At 41.7% G+C, this 15,064-nt stretch carries 19 protein-coding genes; 9 read left to right on the top strand and 10 right to left on the bottom strand.

What is annotated here, in order from left to right; translation table 11 throughout:
- Positions 1 to 34 precede the first annotated feature (34 nt).
- From OFN98_RS06645 to glmM, 4 genes are read right to left on the bottom strand one after another with little or no spacing between them, the layout of a single operon-like run.
- Entirely contained in the window at positions 35 to 466 is a 432-nt protein-coding gene (locus OFN98_RS06645) for a CopD family protein (protein ID WP_270858717.1), read from the bottom strand.
- Positions 467 to 477: 11 nt separating this feature from the next.
- Positions 478 to 870, bottom strand: a complete 393-nt coding sequence (locus OFN98_RS06640) for an SHOCT domain-containing protein (protein WP_270858716.1) — start codon at positions 868 to 870, stop codon at positions 478 to 480.
- The gene (gene lspA / locus OFN98_RS06635; protein ID WP_270876644.1) at positions 867 to 1,319 is read right to left on the bottom strand and encodes a signal peptidase II; all 453 of its coding nucleotides are present in this window, start codon (positions 1,317 to 1,319) and stop codon (positions 867 to 869) included. The genes OFN98_RS06640 and lspA overlap by 4 nt, the downstream gene beginning before the upstream one ends.
- A complete protein-coding gene (glmM, locus tag OFN98_RS06630) occupies positions 1,312 to 2,652 on the bottom strand; it encodes a phosphoglucosamine mutase (RefSeq protein ID WP_270862848.1) in 1,341 nt (446 codons plus the stop codon). The genes lspA and glmM overlap by 8 nt, the downstream gene beginning before the upstream one ends.
- 150 nt (positions 2,653 to 2,802) lie before the next feature.
- Between glmM and rpsT the strand changes: the two genes are divergently transcribed.
- The 4 genes from rpsT (at position 2,803) to OFN98_RS06610 (ending at position 5,610) form a co-directional block, all read left to right on the top strand.
- A complete protein-coding gene (gene rpsT / locus OFN98_RS06625; protein WP_270858713.1) occupies positions 2,803 to 3,072 on the top strand; it encodes a 30S ribosomal protein S20 in 270 nt (89 codons plus the stop codon).
- A gap of 10 nt (positions 3,073 to 3,082) precedes the next feature.
- Positions 3,083 to 4,150, top strand: a complete 1,068-nt coding sequence (gene prfA / locus OFN98_RS06620) for a peptide chain release factor 1 (protein WP_270858712.1) — start codon at positions 3,083 to 3,085, stop codon at positions 4,148 to 4,150.
- A 99-nt stretch (positions 4,151 to 4,249) separates the two neighbouring features.
- Positions 4,250 to 4,690, top strand: a complete 441-nt coding sequence (locus tag OFN98_RS06615) for a hypothetical protein (protein WP_270876643.1) — start codon at positions 4,250 to 4,252, stop codon at positions 4,688 to 4,690.
- 77 nt (positions 4,691 to 4,767) lie between these two features.
- Positions 4,768 to 5,610: a universal stress protein gene (locus tag OFN98_RS06610; protein WP_270871083.1), complete on the top strand. Its 843-nt coding sequence runs from the start codon at positions 4,768 to 4,770 to the stop codon at positions 5,608 to 5,610.
- 94 nt (positions 5,611 to 5,704) lie between these two features.
- On the opposite strand, the gene OFN98_RS06605 is transcribed toward OFN98_RS06610, so the two are convergent.
- From OFN98_RS06605 to OFN98_RS06590, 4 genes are all read right to left on the bottom strand, one after another.
- A complete protein-coding gene (locus OFN98_RS06605) occupies positions 5,705 to 5,998 on the bottom strand; it encodes an HIRAN domain-containing protein (RefSeq protein ID WP_270858709.1) in 294 nt (97 codons plus the stop codon).
- A 64-nt stretch (positions 5,999 to 6,062) separates the two neighbouring features.
- The gene (locus OFN98_RS06600) at positions 6,063 to 7,232 is read right to left on the bottom strand and encodes a MalY/PatB family protein (protein ID WP_270874461.1); all 1,170 of its coding nucleotides are present in this window, start codon (positions 7,230 to 7,232) and stop codon (positions 6,063 to 6,065) included.
- 1 nt (position 7,233) lies between these two features.
- Positions 7,234 to 8,076 (bottom strand): DUF3737 family protein, encoded by an 843-nt coding sequence (locus OFN98_RS06595; RefSeq protein WP_270874460.1) that lies wholly within the window; start codon positions 8,074 to 8,076, stop codon positions 7,234 to 7,236.
- 99 nt (positions 8,077 to 8,175) lie between these two features.
- Positions 8,176 to 8,619, bottom strand: a complete 444-nt coding sequence (locus OFN98_RS06590; protein ID WP_270874459.1) for a hypothetical protein — start codon at positions 8,617 to 8,619, stop codon at positions 8,176 to 8,178.
- A gap of 113 nt (positions 8,620 to 8,732) precedes the next feature.
- On the opposite strand from OFN98_RS06590, the gene OFN98_RS06585 reads away from it, so the two are divergent.
- The 5 genes from OFN98_RS06585 to OFN98_RS06565 all read left to right on the top strand — a co-directional run bounded on the left by OFN98_RS06585 (position 8,733) and on the right by OFN98_RS06565 (position 11,706).
- A complete protein-coding gene (locus OFN98_RS06585) occupies positions 8,733 to 9,218 on the top strand; it encodes a hypothetical protein (RefSeq protein ID WP_270869913.1) in 486 nt (161 codons plus the stop codon).
- A 227-nt stretch (positions 9,219 to 9,445) separates the two neighbouring features.
- On the top strand, positions 9,446 to 9,910 hold the full coding sequence (gene moaC, locus OFN98_RS06580) for a cyclic pyranopterin monophosphate synthase MoaC (RefSeq protein WP_270874458.1): 465 nt from the start codon (positions 9,446 to 9,448) through the stop codon (positions 9,908 to 9,910).
- Positions 9,897 to 10,145 carry an HP0495 family protein gene (locus tag OFN98_RS06575; RefSeq protein ID WP_270865643.1) on the top strand — a complete coding sequence of 83 codons (249 nt, stop codon included), beginning with the start codon at positions 9,897 to 9,899 and terminating at the stop codon, positions 10,143 to 10,145. Before moaC ends, OFN98_RS06575 begins: the two co-directional genes overlap by 14 nt.
- Positions 10,146 to 10,153: 8 nt before the next feature.
- Positions 10,154 to 11,371 (top strand): hypothetical protein, encoded by a 1,218-nt coding sequence (locus OFN98_RS06570; protein ID WP_270874457.1) that lies wholly within the window; start codon positions 10,154 to 10,156, stop codon positions 11,369 to 11,371.
- Positions 11,368 to 11,706 carry a hypothetical protein gene (locus OFN98_RS06565; RefSeq protein WP_270869910.1) on the top strand — a complete coding sequence of 113 codons (339 nt, stop codon included), beginning with the start codon at positions 11,368 to 11,370 and terminating at the stop codon, positions 11,704 to 11,706. The genes OFN98_RS06570 and OFN98_RS06565 overlap by 4 nt, the downstream gene beginning before the upstream one ends.
- Positions 11,707 to 11,749: 43 nt before the next feature.
- On the opposite strand, the gene recJ is transcribed toward OFN98_RS06565, so the two are convergent.
- Together recJ and OFN98_RS06555 are read right to left on the bottom strand one after the other, a co-directional pair.
- Complete coding sequence (gene recJ / locus OFN98_RS06560; protein WP_270865645.1) at positions 11,750 to 13,327, bottom strand: single-stranded-DNA-specific exonuclease RecJ; 1,578 nt, start codon at positions 13,325 to 13,327, stop codon at positions 11,750 to 11,752.
- Entirely contained in the window at positions 13,317 to 14,948 is a 1,632-nt protein-coding gene (locus tag OFN98_RS06555; protein WP_270871093.1) for a CTP synthase, read from the bottom strand. The genes recJ and OFN98_RS06555 overlap by 11 nt, the downstream gene beginning before the upstream one ends.
- Positions 14,949 to 15,064 lie beyond the last annotated feature (116 nt).

Here is a 15,064-nt window from a genome sequence, read left to right as displayed (position 1 = left end):
ATTTGTCTATTTTAGTATAAATTTCATTAAATTCTCATTGATTTGGCATGATTAACATAGCATAAAGTATGCCTATCATCAGAATCGTTGGAATTTCATTTAGCGCACGGAAATACTTGCCACTTTTTTTACAGGCGTCTTTTTCGAATTTAATCAAATAATAATGAAGCCAAAAATGATAAGCCACCATTAAAACAGCGCAAAGTAATTTTAGGTGGAAATAGCCCATTTTCATAAGTCCTGGATTTAGCAAAATCAGCATAACCGCGCTAAAAATCGTAACCGCCAAAGCTATCCAGCCAATGGCGTGATAGAGCATTTTTTCCATTTTTTTCACAACTTTGACAAAATTTGGATTGTCCAAATTCTCAGCGTGATAAACATATAGGCGCGGCAGATAAAACAGCATCGCCATCCACGAAATAAAGCCCACAAAGTGGATAAATTTAAACCAATAATAACTCATTTTCCTTCCTTTCAATCTCTCATTAAAATATCTTTTCTAGCCTCAAATTCTTCCTTGCTAATCGCCCCTTTTTGGAAAAGCTCGTATAGGGCCTCTACCTTTTTAAGACGCTGTGAATAATCCTCAGCCACGCCTTCGCCAGCTTCTTCGTTGATATCCTCGACCCAAATTCCTACGAAAAATAGATCAAAAAGCACCCAAAGAAGCCAAATCGGCAAAATCACAAGCCCTAGCAAAAAATACAGCGTAAAAATCCCAGCCCAATACAGCCCGATTTGCGCAAATCCACTGACAAATTTACCACAATAAATTCGGTGCAAACCGCCACCAATCGGCAATCCCACAGCCCACGAAAAAGCTCCGGCAAACCACAGCGCATACGCGATATAATTGTTTCTTTTCAAATTTTGCCTTTCTTTGAAATTTTCAAATTTTGCCACAAAAATATGACAATTGCCAAATCGATCATCACATCGGCAAAGTTAAAAACCGCAAATTCAAACCATTTGTGCCACGCCACATAATCCACAACTCCGCCGTGGATAAAGCGATCTAGCACATTTGAAACCCCGCCTCCAAGCAAAATGCCAAAAGGCAAATAGTGCGCGTTAAAAAGCTCTTTTTGGCTAAAAACATACCACGCCAAAAGCGCGATTAGCCCAAGCTGGATAAATTTCAAACTCTCGCCCAAAAAAGCTAACATCGAAAACGCCACGCCTCTATTAAAGGTCAGTATCAGCGAAAAATACTCGCCCTCCCACGAAAAACCATTTAAAAATATAAATTTTATAAATTGATCAAGCGCCAAAACAAGCGTAAAAATCAGGACAAATTTAACAAATTTTCTAGTCATTTAACGCTTTTTTGAAAAATTTCTCTGCTTCGTTCGCCCATTTTTCCAGAGCTTTTGCATTTTTGCCCTCAAAAAGCAAACGGATTAAATTTTCCGTGCCAGAGTAGCGAAACAGCGTGCGAATTTTATCTTTTTTGATCTCTTCTTCAAGCTCTTTTAGCCCAGCGATTTTTTCAAGCGGTTTTTTATTTGTAATCTTTAAATTTCGCAAAATTTGCGGATACGGCTTGATCAAATTTGCTAACTCGCTCGCTTTTTTATTCATGCCAAGCATACACGCTGCAAATTGAAGCGCTGAGGCGATTCCATCGCCTGTCTTAGCATAATCGCCAAAAATCACATGTCCGCTTTGCTCGCCGCCAAAATTCGCCTTTTTCTCTTTCATCATTTCTAGCACAAATTTATCGCCCACACTGCACCTATGCACAGCGATTTTGTGTTTTGCCAAAAAATCATCAAGTGCGCCGTTACTCATCACGGTTGCGATGATTTGGTCGTTTTGAAGCTTACCAAGCTCTTTTAAATACAGCGCCAAAACGCCAAGCAAAATATCTCCGTGTAAAATTTGACCACTATCATCGACTACGACTAATCTATCAGCGTCCCCGTCAAAGGCAAATCCCACATCAGCGCGCAATCTTTTTACTTCGCTTGCCAAATTTTGCGGAGCCAAGGCGCCACAATTTTCATTGATATTTTTTCCATTTGGCTCATCGCCTAGGACTATCACTTCTGCGCCAAGCTCGCTAAATACAGTCGGAGCGACCTTGTAGCTTGCGCCATTTGCACAATCAAGCACAATGCGAAGTCCATGCAGGGTTTTGTTTTTTGGAAATGAATTTTTAAGCTGAACGATATATCTGCCGATGACATCATCGACGCGCCTTGCCACGCCGATTTCCATCATTTGCTTTCTAGCCTCGGCGATTAGCTCGTCGCTAAAATAGATTTTTTCGATTTCGGCTTCCTCTTTTTCGTCGAGTTTAAAGCCCGTGTGATCGAAAAATTTAATGCCATTATCATAGTATGGATTGTGTGAAGCGCTTATCATAATTCCGCCATCACAGCGCATATCCTCTGTCAAAAACGCAATTGCTGGGGTCGGCATAGGGCCTATTTGGCGGACATTATATCCCACGCTAGTAAGTCCAGCCACAATCGCAGTTTCTATCATATAGCCACTTCGCCTAGTGTCTTTACCGACTAAAATCATATTTGTAACGGAATTTTTCCTAAAATAAATTCCAGCTGCCATAGCTAATCTCATAGCAAGTTCAGCTGTCAAAAACTCGCCCGCTCTGCCCCTGACGCCGTCAGTTCCGAAAAGTTTCATAAATTTAATCCTTTATAAATCAAAATTCTCGCAATATTAGCAAAAAAAGTTTAATAATCGAATTTCTTTTAAAAATTGCTTAATTTCAGCAACGCTTAAAATTTTTGTAGTATAATCACGAGTTTAATATTTTCATTTAAAGGGATAAAAATGGCAAATCACAAATCAGCCGAAAAACGCGCTAGACAAACTGTGAAAAAAACAGAGCGCAATAGATTTTACCGCACAAGAGTAAAAAACATGACAAGAGCGGTAAGAGAAGCAGTAGATAGTAAAGACCTAGCAGCAGCCGAGGCAGCGCTAAAAGTAGTTAATCAAAGCTTCCACGCTTTCGTTAGCCGTGGATTTTTGAAAAAAGAAACTGCAAGCAGAAAAGTTAGCCGCTTGGCAAAACTAGTAAATACACTAAAAGTCGCATAATTATCATTAAATGTTAGCCCAAAAATTACAACCCTTTTTAGACCGATACGAGGAGCTTTCACGGCTCCTTAGTGATCCAGGTATCGCAAGCGATATTTCAAATATGACAAAGCTTTCCAAAGAGCAAAGAGGTATCGAACCGATAAAAAACGCCGCAGATAGGTATATAAAGGTTGTCGCTGATATCGAGGAAAACAAAAATTTATTAGGCGATCCTGAACTTGGCGAGCTTGCCAAAGAGGAGCTTAAAAATTTAGAACTCGAAAAAGACGAACTCGAAGAGCAAATCAAAATTTTACTTCTTCCAAAAGATCCAAATGATGATAAAAATATCTTCCTTGAAATTCGCGCCGGAACCGGTGGCGACGAGGCTGCGCTTTTTGCGGGGGATTTGCTAGGAGCATATTTGCGTTATGCTGAACTTCGTGGCTATAAATGCGAAATCGTAAGCCAAAGCGAAGGAAGCGTGGGCGGTTTTAAAGAAGTTATTTTGCTTGTTAAGGGCGATGGGGCGTATTCAAGGCTTAAATTCGAAGGCGGCACACACAGAGTCCAAAGAGTGCCTGAAACCGAAAGTCAAGGACGCGTGCATACCTCTGCTATCACGGTTGCTGTGATGCCTGAAATCGAAGATAGCGAAATCGAAATCAAAGATAGCGATTTGCGTATCGATGTCATGCGTAGCTCGGGGCATGGCGGGCAGTCTGTAAATACCACTGATAGCGCCGTTCGTATCACCCATATACCAACAGGTCTAGTCGTAACCAACCAAGACGGCAAAAGCCAACACAAAAACAAAGAAGCTGCGATGAAAGTGCTAAAAGCTAGGCTTTATGACTTGCAAGAGCAAGAACGCCTAGAAAAAGAGCGCGCCGAACGAAAAGATCAAGTCGGCACAGGCGATAGAAGCGGTCGAATTCGCACTTACAACTACCCACAAAACCGCATTAGCGACCACCGCATAAATTTAACACTTTATCGCTTAGACGCGATAATGGCTGGCGGGCTTTTTGATGAAATCATCGATCCGCTCATCACAAACGCACAGGCCGAAGCGATTGCAAACGCAGGGCTGTAAAGCTAAATTTATCTATAAATCAAATTTAATCAAAATTTTATCTGTTTTTAATGGGGAGAGCTATAATCCCCTTTTTAAATTTTAAAAAAAGGAAATTTTATGGGAATTTGGCAAAAAACTTTTGGCGGGTTAGACAAGGCGTATTATTTTAGACATTTTATCTTTGGCGCAGTTTTGGCTGTGATTTTGATCTGGGCGCAAAGCTACTCGGCAGAAAGTATGAGCGCAAGGACCGGCAAGGAATTTGCTGGCATGGATTTTTTCATCTATGTATTTTATGCGATTTGCGCGCTTTTGTATCCGTATGCGAGATTTGTGTATGAAAGTATCGTAAATTTCATCATCGGAAACAACTTTTTTATCGTAAATGCCGTGTTTTTGCTCATTTGGAAACTTGTAGTTATGATAGTGCTTTTTGCGTTTTCTATCATCATCGCACCCGTTGGCCTAGCGTATCTATACTACTATCACACAAAAAACCGCACATTTGACGAAAATTCAAGCGATTATTTTGAATTTATAGAAAAAGGCGATGAATAATAAAAAATAGCGAAATTTAAACGAAATTTATTCTAAATTTTGCTATTCTCTTTCGAATTTTAATCAAAAGGATAGCTATGAGCAAAAAAGTATTTATCTGTGTTGATGAAAATGCGCTTTTAAAACCTGTTTGCGATTATGGAATCTACACTGCAAAGCGTCTTGACGCCGAGGCTGTGTTTATCCATGTGATCGAAACCCCAGAGCTTGGTCAAAATTTTTACGGACTTGCAGCTGGCGGGATAGTTTTGGGCGAAAATGATATGGTAATGTCGCAGTATGGGGCGTTTGACGGCAAAGACAACGAAGTAGATGAGAGCAAAATCAAAGCATGGCTAGATAAATGCGTAGATGAGGCAAAGGCTCAGGGCGTGAGCGCTAGCGCGATTTTGCGCGACGGCGATTTTATCGAAATCATCGAAGAATACAAAGACGAGGCTAGAATTTTCGTGCTAGGCATAAAGGGCACAAACAGCGAAGATGTGGGCTTTAACGCAACTATGCTGATTAAAGAAATGAAAGTTCCAGCGCTTTTGGTAAATAAAGATTTCAGCCCGATAAACTCCGTGCTTGTGGCATTTGACGGCACAGAGGCTGCGCAAAAAACTCTAAATTTCACAAAAGAGGCCAAACTTTTAAAAGACGCGAAAAAATATGTCATAAATGTAAATAACGACACCGAGGAATCGCAAAAAACGCTTGAAATCGCAAGAGAGATTTTAAAAGGCGAAAACGCCGAATTTGTAAGTGTCTCAGGCGATGTGCCAGGCGATGAGATTATCAAATATCGTCGCGCCAACAACCTAGACTTAATCGCGACTGGCGCATTTACGAAGAGTTTTTTCAAAAAGCTTTTTGTAGGAAGCGTTTCAGAGGATATCTTGCACAACGCTCTTGTGCCGATTTTAGTTTTAAGTTAAAATTTGGGGCAAATTCGCCCCAAATTTACCAAATTTCTTTAAATTTCAAAATTCTATCAAATTTCAAAATTTCACCAAATTTTGCGCCTAAATTTTAGCCTTTAAAACGGCAAATCACGCCCCGCTCGCTCGCAAATAAAACTTTACCTTTTGCCTTTTTCTTAAATTTATCGTAAAGCCTTCCAGCACTCATGCTCTCGCCGATGACAGTTTTGGTGCTGTTTGCGACATAGCCGATTTTGCCAAAACCCTCCAATTTCACGACGATTGCCTCGCGGTCGTATTTATTATCTGGCTCTTTTTCGAGATTTACGACCATATTTTCCTTCAAAAATTCCCACCCATAGTAGAAATTTAGCCCAGTGATTGTGAAATAAATCTTTTTCATTTCGCGCTCCTTTCTTAAAATTTCCACTATTTTAGCGTGAAATTTTGACATATTATGTCGAAATTTAAATTTGTCCTTCCCATAAATCAAGCGCAGTTTTTAGCCTAGATAGACCATCAATCACATTTTTGCGCGAAGTTGCGATATTTAATCGCAAAAATTTCTCTCCGCCCTTGCCGTATTGCGCGCCATGGCTTAGGAAAAGCCCTGTTTTTTGGCGGATAAAATTGGCTAATTTCGTGCCCTCATCGCAATACTCGCTTACATCAAGCCACATTAAATATGTTGCATTTTGCGCTACGCTACGCACTTTTGGCAGTTCGCGTGCGATAAATTCATTGACAAATTTTCGGTTTGCGCTCACATACGCTCTCATCTCTTCCAACCACGCTTCGCCTCTCTCAAACGCACAAATCGCCGCAATTAGCCCAAAAAAGCTAGGCTCTGCGATATCATCGCCATTTAGCGCACGGCTGACTTTTTTATGCAGTTTTGGATTTGGGGTAAAAACAGCCGCTGTTTGCAAACCAGCGATATTAAACGCCTTTGTGGGAGCTATGATATTTGCGCTTAAATTCGCACAAACCTCGCTAGCAGCGGCAAATGGAGTGTAATTTACGCCAGGCTCAGTGATATCGCAATGCACCTCATCGCTGATGACGATGACGCCGTATTTTTCGCATAGCTCGCCGATTCTCATTAGCTCGTCTTTGCGCAAGGTCCTGCCGATAGGATTGTGCGGATTGCAGAGCAAAAGTAGCGATGTTTGCGGGTCTTTTAGGCAAAATTCCAAATTTCCCCAGTCGATGAAATACTCGCCCTCTTCGTATCTAAGCTCGCAAGAAAGGGTATTTCTGCCCATATTTTTAATGCAGTAAAAAAAGCAGTTATAAACGGGCGTTAGGATTACGACATTTTCCCCGGGCGCGCTAAGCTTGCGAATTAACGAATTTATCGCTGCTAGCGTGCCACCAGCATAAGTTAGAGAGCCTTTTTTGATTTCGTAATTATGCCTTTTTTTCCACCACGAAGTATAGGCGTTTTCCCACTGCTCATCTAGCACGCTATACCCATACACGCGCTCTTCCAAGCGAGTTTTTAATGCCTCATAAATCTCGGGTGCTACGGCAAAATCCATATCCGCAACCCACATTGCAAGCTCGCCCTCACCTACTTCCCATTTTAGCGATTTTGTGCCAGCTCGGTTTGGCAGATTGTCAAATTCATACGCCATTTTACGCCCTTAATTCAGTGATAATCTCTGTTTTGCTCGCATCTGTCGCGCCGTCTTGGATCAGTTCGCGGATTTTAGCGGCTTTGATTAGCCCTGAGCGCGGGTTTTTCACGCTGTCGATTTCGCCGATGATTTCGGCATGCACATCGCTAAATTCAAACGCCAAGGTCGTGTTTATGAGCTCGCAGTTTTCTAGGCGCAAATTTTGCATATAGCAAAATCCTTGTAGGCTTTCGATTTTGCAGTTTTTCAGAGTAACATTTTTGGAATTCCAGCCAAAATACTCGCCCGCGATGAAACAATCCTCGATTAAGATATTTTCGCAGTTCCAAAATGCGTCTTTGCTAAGAAGTTTTGAATTTTTTATTTTTACATTTTTGCAGCCGTCAAAGCAATAATCGCCAAAAAGATTTAAATTTTGTATTTCTAAATTTTGGCAATCAAGCCCGAAATATGGGCCTTTTGCGCTGATATTTTTAAGCACGATATCCTCGCAGTGCCACAGGGTTTCTAGCGCGTCTGTAAATTGGACATTTTCAATGTGCGCATTTTTCACTCTGCGAAGCCCCTTTGGCGCGCCATAAACGCAATCTTTTATCTTTAAATTTTGGCTATACCAGATACCTGCGCGCGCGATTTCATCGAAAAGGCAGTTTGAGATTTCGATATTTTTCGCATACCAAAACGGATATTTCCACTCAAATTTTGAGTTTTGCACGATTATGTCAGAGCTCTCTTTCAGCGGTGATTCGCCGTCGCAAAAAACGGAATTTTCTATTTTTAAATTTTTCGCGCCAAAAAGTGCTCTTTCGCCACTAAATCGCATTTGTTTTAATGTTTGCATAAATTTTCCTTGTAATAAATTTACCTTTTTATACCAAAATTTTTAAAATTTTAATAGAACAATATTGCAAAATTCTTGCCTAATTATGCAAATTTTGATTTATTTGTGTTTTGGCGTTTTGCGCAAATCAAAATAGATAAAATGCCCTGTGCTTTCGCCATTTTCAAAAATTTCGAGTTTGTAGCGCATGATAGGGCTGTGGCAGGCTGCGACCATGATTTTAGCGTGGTATGAGCCGTCGTTAAAGCGGACAAGCGGGCTTTCGAAATTTCCCATATTCATGCTAATTCCTTTGATTTTTAGGGTTGGATTTTTTAGTTCGCGCAAAATCCCGCTAACCACAACCTCACTCTCGCTCATCGCTACAATCGGCGCTGGTATGATTGTAAAACTCGCGCTCTCGCCACCTGCATTGCTAAGGCACGAGGCTGTGTTTAAATCGCATGGCAAGGAAATTTTAGTATCCCCAAATAGCTTGTCGCTATCCTCATTTGCGTGAGTTAAACCGCATAAAATCGCCAAAACAAGATAAAATTTTTTCATTTTTTCTCCTTGAAAATTTTTGCGTAATTTTAGGTAAAAAAGGTAAATTTTAATGATTGTTATTAAAATTTTGCTAAAATATCAGCCAAATTTTTAATGATAGGAGAGCTATTATGGATTTAAACGCACTTATGAAAATGGTTTCTGCGCTAAAAAGCGACGAGGGAAATGTCAGCAATTTCCAAGCAAACCCTACTGCATTTATCGAGAAATTTTTAGGCGTTGATTTGCCTGATGATCAAGTAAATGCCCTAATCGCCGGCGTTAGCAATAACTTTTTGAAAGGCAACACAGCTAATGCTATGGGCAATGGCGGCGGCAGCGATATGATTGGAGCTGTGTTAGGCGGACTTTTAGGCGGTGGAGAGAGAGCAAACGCAAACTCAGTAGATAAATCAGGCGTAGATTTTACCGCGCTTATCGGCAAGCTTGCTGTGGCGAAATTTGACACAAACGGCGACGGCAAAATCGATATGAACGATCTAGGCGGGATACTCGGCAATATCATCGGTGGCGGAAACAAGGCTGGTTTTGGCGCAGATAATGGTGGGCAAGCTGGGCTTGATCTTGGCACATTGATGAAAATGTTCAAAGTCTGAAAATAAAAAAAATATGCGAAATTCCCAAATTTCGCATATTAAAATATACTTAAATTATCATTTTTATATCACATATTAATCATTTATTTACCAAACTAGTAGTATAATCCCCCTGTCCGACAAGATAAAAACCTCCTTTTTGTATTTGCCTAGGCTTTCGGGTCTAGGCTTTTTTTATGCCCAAAAATTTGCTATAATCCCGCCAAATCAAATTCCAAGGAAAATCAATGCTAACACACATAGATGAAAACAATATGCCACGCATGGTCGATGTCAGCGCCAAAGACGACACCGAGCGCGTAGCCACAGCCAGCGGGATAATCCACCTAAACGAGGCCGCATTTCGCGCAGTCAAAGAGGGCGATGGCAAAAAGGGTCCCGTGCTCCAAACCGCCGTTGTAGCGGCTATCATGGGGGTAAAAAAGACAAGCGAACTAATCCCAATGTGCCACCCGCTAATGATAAATTCGGTAAAAACGCAAATTGAAGAGTTGCCAAACGCTTTTAAACTCTATGTTACAGTAAAAATTACTGGTAAAACAGGCGTGGAAATGGAGGCTCTAACTGGCGTGAGCGTGGGCTTACTAGCCATTTATGATATGGTTAAGGCCGTGGATAAATCAATGCGCATTTCAGACATAATCTTAGAGCGCAAAGAGGGTGGCAAAAGTGGCGTGTATGTTAGAGAGTAAGCCTGTAATCGCCTATCCGGCGCAGTGGAAATACAAGGTCATCATCGAGTGCGCCACGCAAAAAAAAGAAAAGATTGACGAAGTTTTAGCTAACGAGGAATACAGCCTGAAATTTTCGAAATTTTCAAACGGCGGAAAATACGCTAGCTTTGATATTTCGGTCTTGGTAGCCAGCGAGGCTCACAGGCTGGGCGTTTTTGAGAAATTAAAGAAAAATTTTAAATTTGTATTATAGGAGAGAGTATGAAAGAGGAATTACTAGCTAAATTTGGCGAGAATTTACGCAGCGCAAGCGAGGCGCAAATTACTGAAAGTATCGAAAATTTGGCATTTTTAGCGTGCGAAAGCGAATTTGGAAATTTAAGTAAAAATGAGAAAACCGCTAAATTTGCAACCCTTACTAGCGCACTTTGCGCCAAGCTAGGTGAGCTTGAAATTTTAAACAAATCAAACGCCAAATCTGTCATAAACGGCGCAAAAAAGGCACTTTGCGAAGAGGGCGAAAAGGAGCTTTATAGCCTGTTTTACGAATACGACGATTTGCGCAAAAAAATCCTAGCCTCACAAAGAGAGCTTTTAAATTTAGTCGAAAACGGCTACGAAAAAATCGAAAATTTGCTCCCAAATTTGGGCGAAAATGAAAAAATCATAGTCGCTGACGCTCTTGGCGAGCTTAGCAAAAACTCGCTTTTGCTTGCCGATGTTTTAAAAGAAGCTAGCGAAATGGCGTTTATCAGCGTGCTTGAAAACGGCGATGATATCGAGGATACGGCGCATCATACGGCGAAAAATATCGCATTTTACGCTATTAGCGAGGGCGAATTTACCCGCTTCCGCCTAAAAGAGATAGCCAAACTCATCATCGAAAGCGCGATTTTCGTGGCAAACGAGAGCAAAAACACTGCCCCTGCACTAATCCGCGGAGCCGTGCTTGGCGTGTATGATGCGATCACCAAAGTGGCTGAAAAATACCTAGACGATATGAGCGTGAGCCCTGATGAGAGCGTGCAGACCTTGGAGCAAAAAAAGGCGCAAATCGCCCAGACTAGCGACATTTTCACGGCTGTTTTAAGCGACGCAATCTCTCGCGCTGGCGAGCCAGCCAAAAGCGAAATCGAAAAATTAGCGCAAGAGGAATTTGGCGGGTATTTGTCGAAATTTAAGAAAATTTATGGCGAGCTTGGCGAGGTGCTAAGCGATAAAATCAGCGAAATGAAATTTGGCGAAAAGGCCAAGGATCTAAGCGCGCAATGGAAGGAAAAGGGCGAGAAAATCATCGAAAATTTCGAGCTTGATGAGAAATTTGATAGCTTTAAAAAGGAAATGAGCGAGAAGCTTAGCGAAATCAAAACGGATATGGCGAAAAATATGAGCCAAAAAGCGCGTGAAATCAGCAAAAAAGCCTATGAAAGCGCACTTGATGCGCTTGCGAAGATGAAAAACAAAGGCGAGAGCAAATGAGGGACGAAAATAGCACCTATCCGCTAATGGGAACGAGATTTGTCCTTGACGAGGAAAAAATCCTGCGCGAGGGCAAATACCGCCCAGAAACGCTTTACGCACAGATTGATAAAATCGCCAAAGAGTGCAATATGCAAAAGCAAGACAAAAACACATATTATGCCATTAGGGGCGAAAATGGTTTTTCTAGTTTAGGCAGTTTTGCTTATGTTTATTTGATAAAGGAAAAATGGTTTATCGATAATGTGAAAGAGTGGTGGTGGCTTGATGAAGAAGAGGGCGATGAAGATATGATGGGAGATGTAATGGAGGTAAAACAATGGAAAAAATCCTAAATTTGGGCTAAATTCACGCTAAATTTAACCCAAATTTCATGCCTTACTCAGCCGGGCTCATCTGTTTTATCACAAGTTCTGGCGAGATTACACTTCTGAAATTATTTTTATTTATGCTAAAAATCAAATCCACTCTCTGATTTTCGCGTGGCAAAAAATCATAGTTAAACCACAGCGCCTCGACGCTGGCGCCGTTTTTTTGGATACTCATTTTGATATGTTTGCCATCTTTGCCGATTTGGCGCACATTGCCCACACTCGCGCCACAGATATTAAAGACAGGTTTTGGATTTTTCTGCCCGTAAGGCTCGAAAAATTCCAAAATTTCAAGCAGTTCAAAGTCGATTTGCGAAACTTCTAGCTCGCCTAGCAAATCGTCCGCCGCCCTGAAATCCTCCAAATCATCAGGCGTAATTTTCGCATTTACCCTGCGCCTAAATTCCTCTAAATTCGCAGGCTCTATCCCCACGCCAGCTGCACCCTTATGCCCGCCATAGGTGGTTAAAATTTCAGCCTGCGATGAGATTAAATTTAAAATATCAAATTTCCCCACGCTTCTAGCGCTTCCCTTGGCGCGATCCTCATGCACGCTAAAAACAATCGCTGGTTTTTTGTAAGTTTTGCTTAGGCGCGAAGCGACGATTCCGATAATCCCCTCGTGCCACTCATCACCCCAAACCACGATGATATTGTCGTCTTCGTTGATACTTTGCGCGATTTGCTCGTAAAGGGCCTTTTCCTCCTCTTTGCGAGAGTTGTTGATGTGATCTATCATTTTTAGGTATTGATTTGCCTCTCTGATATCGCGCGCACACAGAAATTTATACGACATCGTCGCATCGTCCATGCGCCCCGTGCAGTTAATCAGCGGAGCAATCGTATAGCTAATATCGTCGAATTCGAAATGTTTTTTGAAATAATGCTCTTTAATCGCCTTAAAACAAGCTCTGTTTGAGTTGTTTAGCTTTTTGATACCATAGCGCAAAAGCGCCCTATTCATATCTCTAAGCTCCATCATATCGGCGATTATGGCGATGATTAGGATATCCATTAGGCTAGACATATCGTAATTCACGCCAAGGGTTTCTTTGAGCGCGCCCACTAGATACCACGCGACCTGCGCCCCGCAAATTTCGACATTTGGAAAGGTGCAGTCTGGTTGTTTTGGATTGACGATAGCGTAGGCTTCTGGCAGGATTGGTGGTGGCATGTGGTGATCTGTGATGATTAAATCAATACCCTTTTTAGCGCAAATTTGCGCTGCTTCTATCGCCGAAGTGCCGTTATCAACGGTAACAATCAGCCCGATACCCTCTAATTCGTCGATTATTTCGTTATTTAGCCCGTATCCGTCAGTGAAGCGATTCGGGATTTTTATGACATAATCTGCGCCGATTTGGTTAAAAAAGTCGCTCATAATCACGGTGCTTACGATACCATCGACATCGTAATCACCCACGACTGCTATGCGTTCATTTTCATCAATGGCAGTTTTTATACGCAATGCAGCCTTATAGATATCTTTGAGCTGGCTTGGTAAGGGAATTTCACTAAGTTTTGTATGTTTATCATTTGCAAACCTCGATTGTAAAATTTCCCTTACTTCGTTTTTACCTAACATTTTTAATAGAAGCTTCGATAAAGCCCAAAATCGCAGGATTTGGGCGCACTAAGCGACTAGTAAATTCTGGGTGAAACTGCACACCTAGAAAAAACGGATGATTTTTTAACTCTACCGCCTCGATTAGGCCGTTTGATTCGCCACACACGATCAAACCCTCTTTTTCAAATTTGGCTCTATATTCAGGGTTTGCCTCGTATCTGTGTCTGTGGCGCTCTCTAATAGTCTTTGCGCCATCGTAAATTTTGGCTAGCAGTGAGCCTTTTTTGGTATCGCAGTCGTATCCGCCAAGGCGCATAGTCCCACCTAGCGGGCTTTTGTGCGTGCGGATTTGTTTTTTGCCACTTGCGTCGATAAAGCTATCAATGAGATAAATAAGCGGACTTTTGGTATTTTCGTCGAATTCGATTGAATTTGCGTCCTTTATGCCTAGCACATTTCGTGCAAATTCGATTATACATAATTGCATACCAAGGCAAATGCCTAAAAACGGCACTTTGTGCGTCCTAGCGTAATTTATGGCTAAAATTTTGCCCTCTACGCCACGCACGCCAAATCCCCCGGCTACTAGCACGCCATTTACATCGCTTAGCATTTCATCTAAATTTGACTCTTCTATTTTTTCGCTATCAATCCATTTGAGATTTACCCTAGTATCCAAAGTAGCCCCTGCATGGATAATGCCCTCGGTTAGGGATTTGTAGCTCTCTTTAAGGTCGATATATTTGCCTACAAATGCGATTGTGGTCTCATTAGTCGGAGCGATTACGCGCTTGACTAGGCTATCCCATTTGCTCATATCAGGCTTTAAAACGCCTAAATTTAGGAAGCTTGCAATCGGCTCTAAAATTCCTTGGTTCATAAATGCGAGTGGAATTTGATATATGCTTTGGCTATCTGGGCTTTCGATGACGCAGTTTTTATCCACGCCACAACTTAGCGCGATTTTGTCCTTTAAATTTCGATTTAAAGGCATTTCCGAACGGCAGATTATCATATCAGGACTGATACCGATACGGCGCAACTCGCCCACGCTGTGCTGGGTTGGTTTGGTTTTTAGCTCGCCAGCGACCTTGATATATGGAACTAGCGTTAGGTGGATATTCATGGTGTTTGCGCGCCCAAGCTCCACTCTCATAGCCCTTATCGCCTCCAAAAACGGCAAACCCTCGATATCGCCCACGGTTCCGCCGATTTCGACGATTAAAATGTCGTTGTCTTCGCCCGCTTTTTTGATACGGCGCACGATTTCGCCCACGATATGCGGGATTACTTGAATAGTCTTGCCTAGATAATCCCCCCTGCGCTCGCGCTCGATTACCGCACTATAAACTCTACCTGTGGTGAAATTGTTATCTTGGCTTAAATTTTCGTCCAAAAATCTCTCATAATGTCCCAAATCAAGGTCAGTTTCAGCCCCGTCATCAGTGACAAAAACCTCTCCGTGTTCAAGCGGGCTCATAGTGCCTGGATCGACATTGATGTATGGATCTGCTTTTAGCATGCGAACTTTAAGCCCCGAGTGCTTCAAAAGTGTCGCAATCGATGCCGCCGCAATACCCTTGCCAAGGGAGCTTAAAACGCCACCCGTCACAAAAATATACTTCGTTTGTTTTGACATAGAAATATCCTAAATTTTGATTTTGATTAATGGCGAAATTATATCTTTGTTTTGGTTAAAGATAGATAATTTAAAATTTTATTATTTTTGGTTACAATGTCTTTTTGAATTTAATC

This window comes from Campylobacter sp. JMF_15 NE4, assembly GCF_027737645.1.
GTDB lineage: Bacteria > Campylobacterota > Campylobacteria > Campylobacterales > Campylobacteraceae > Campylobacter_B.
Note: the sequence above shows the minus strand (reverse complement) of the source record. Positions and strands in the feature narration are given on the sequence as shown.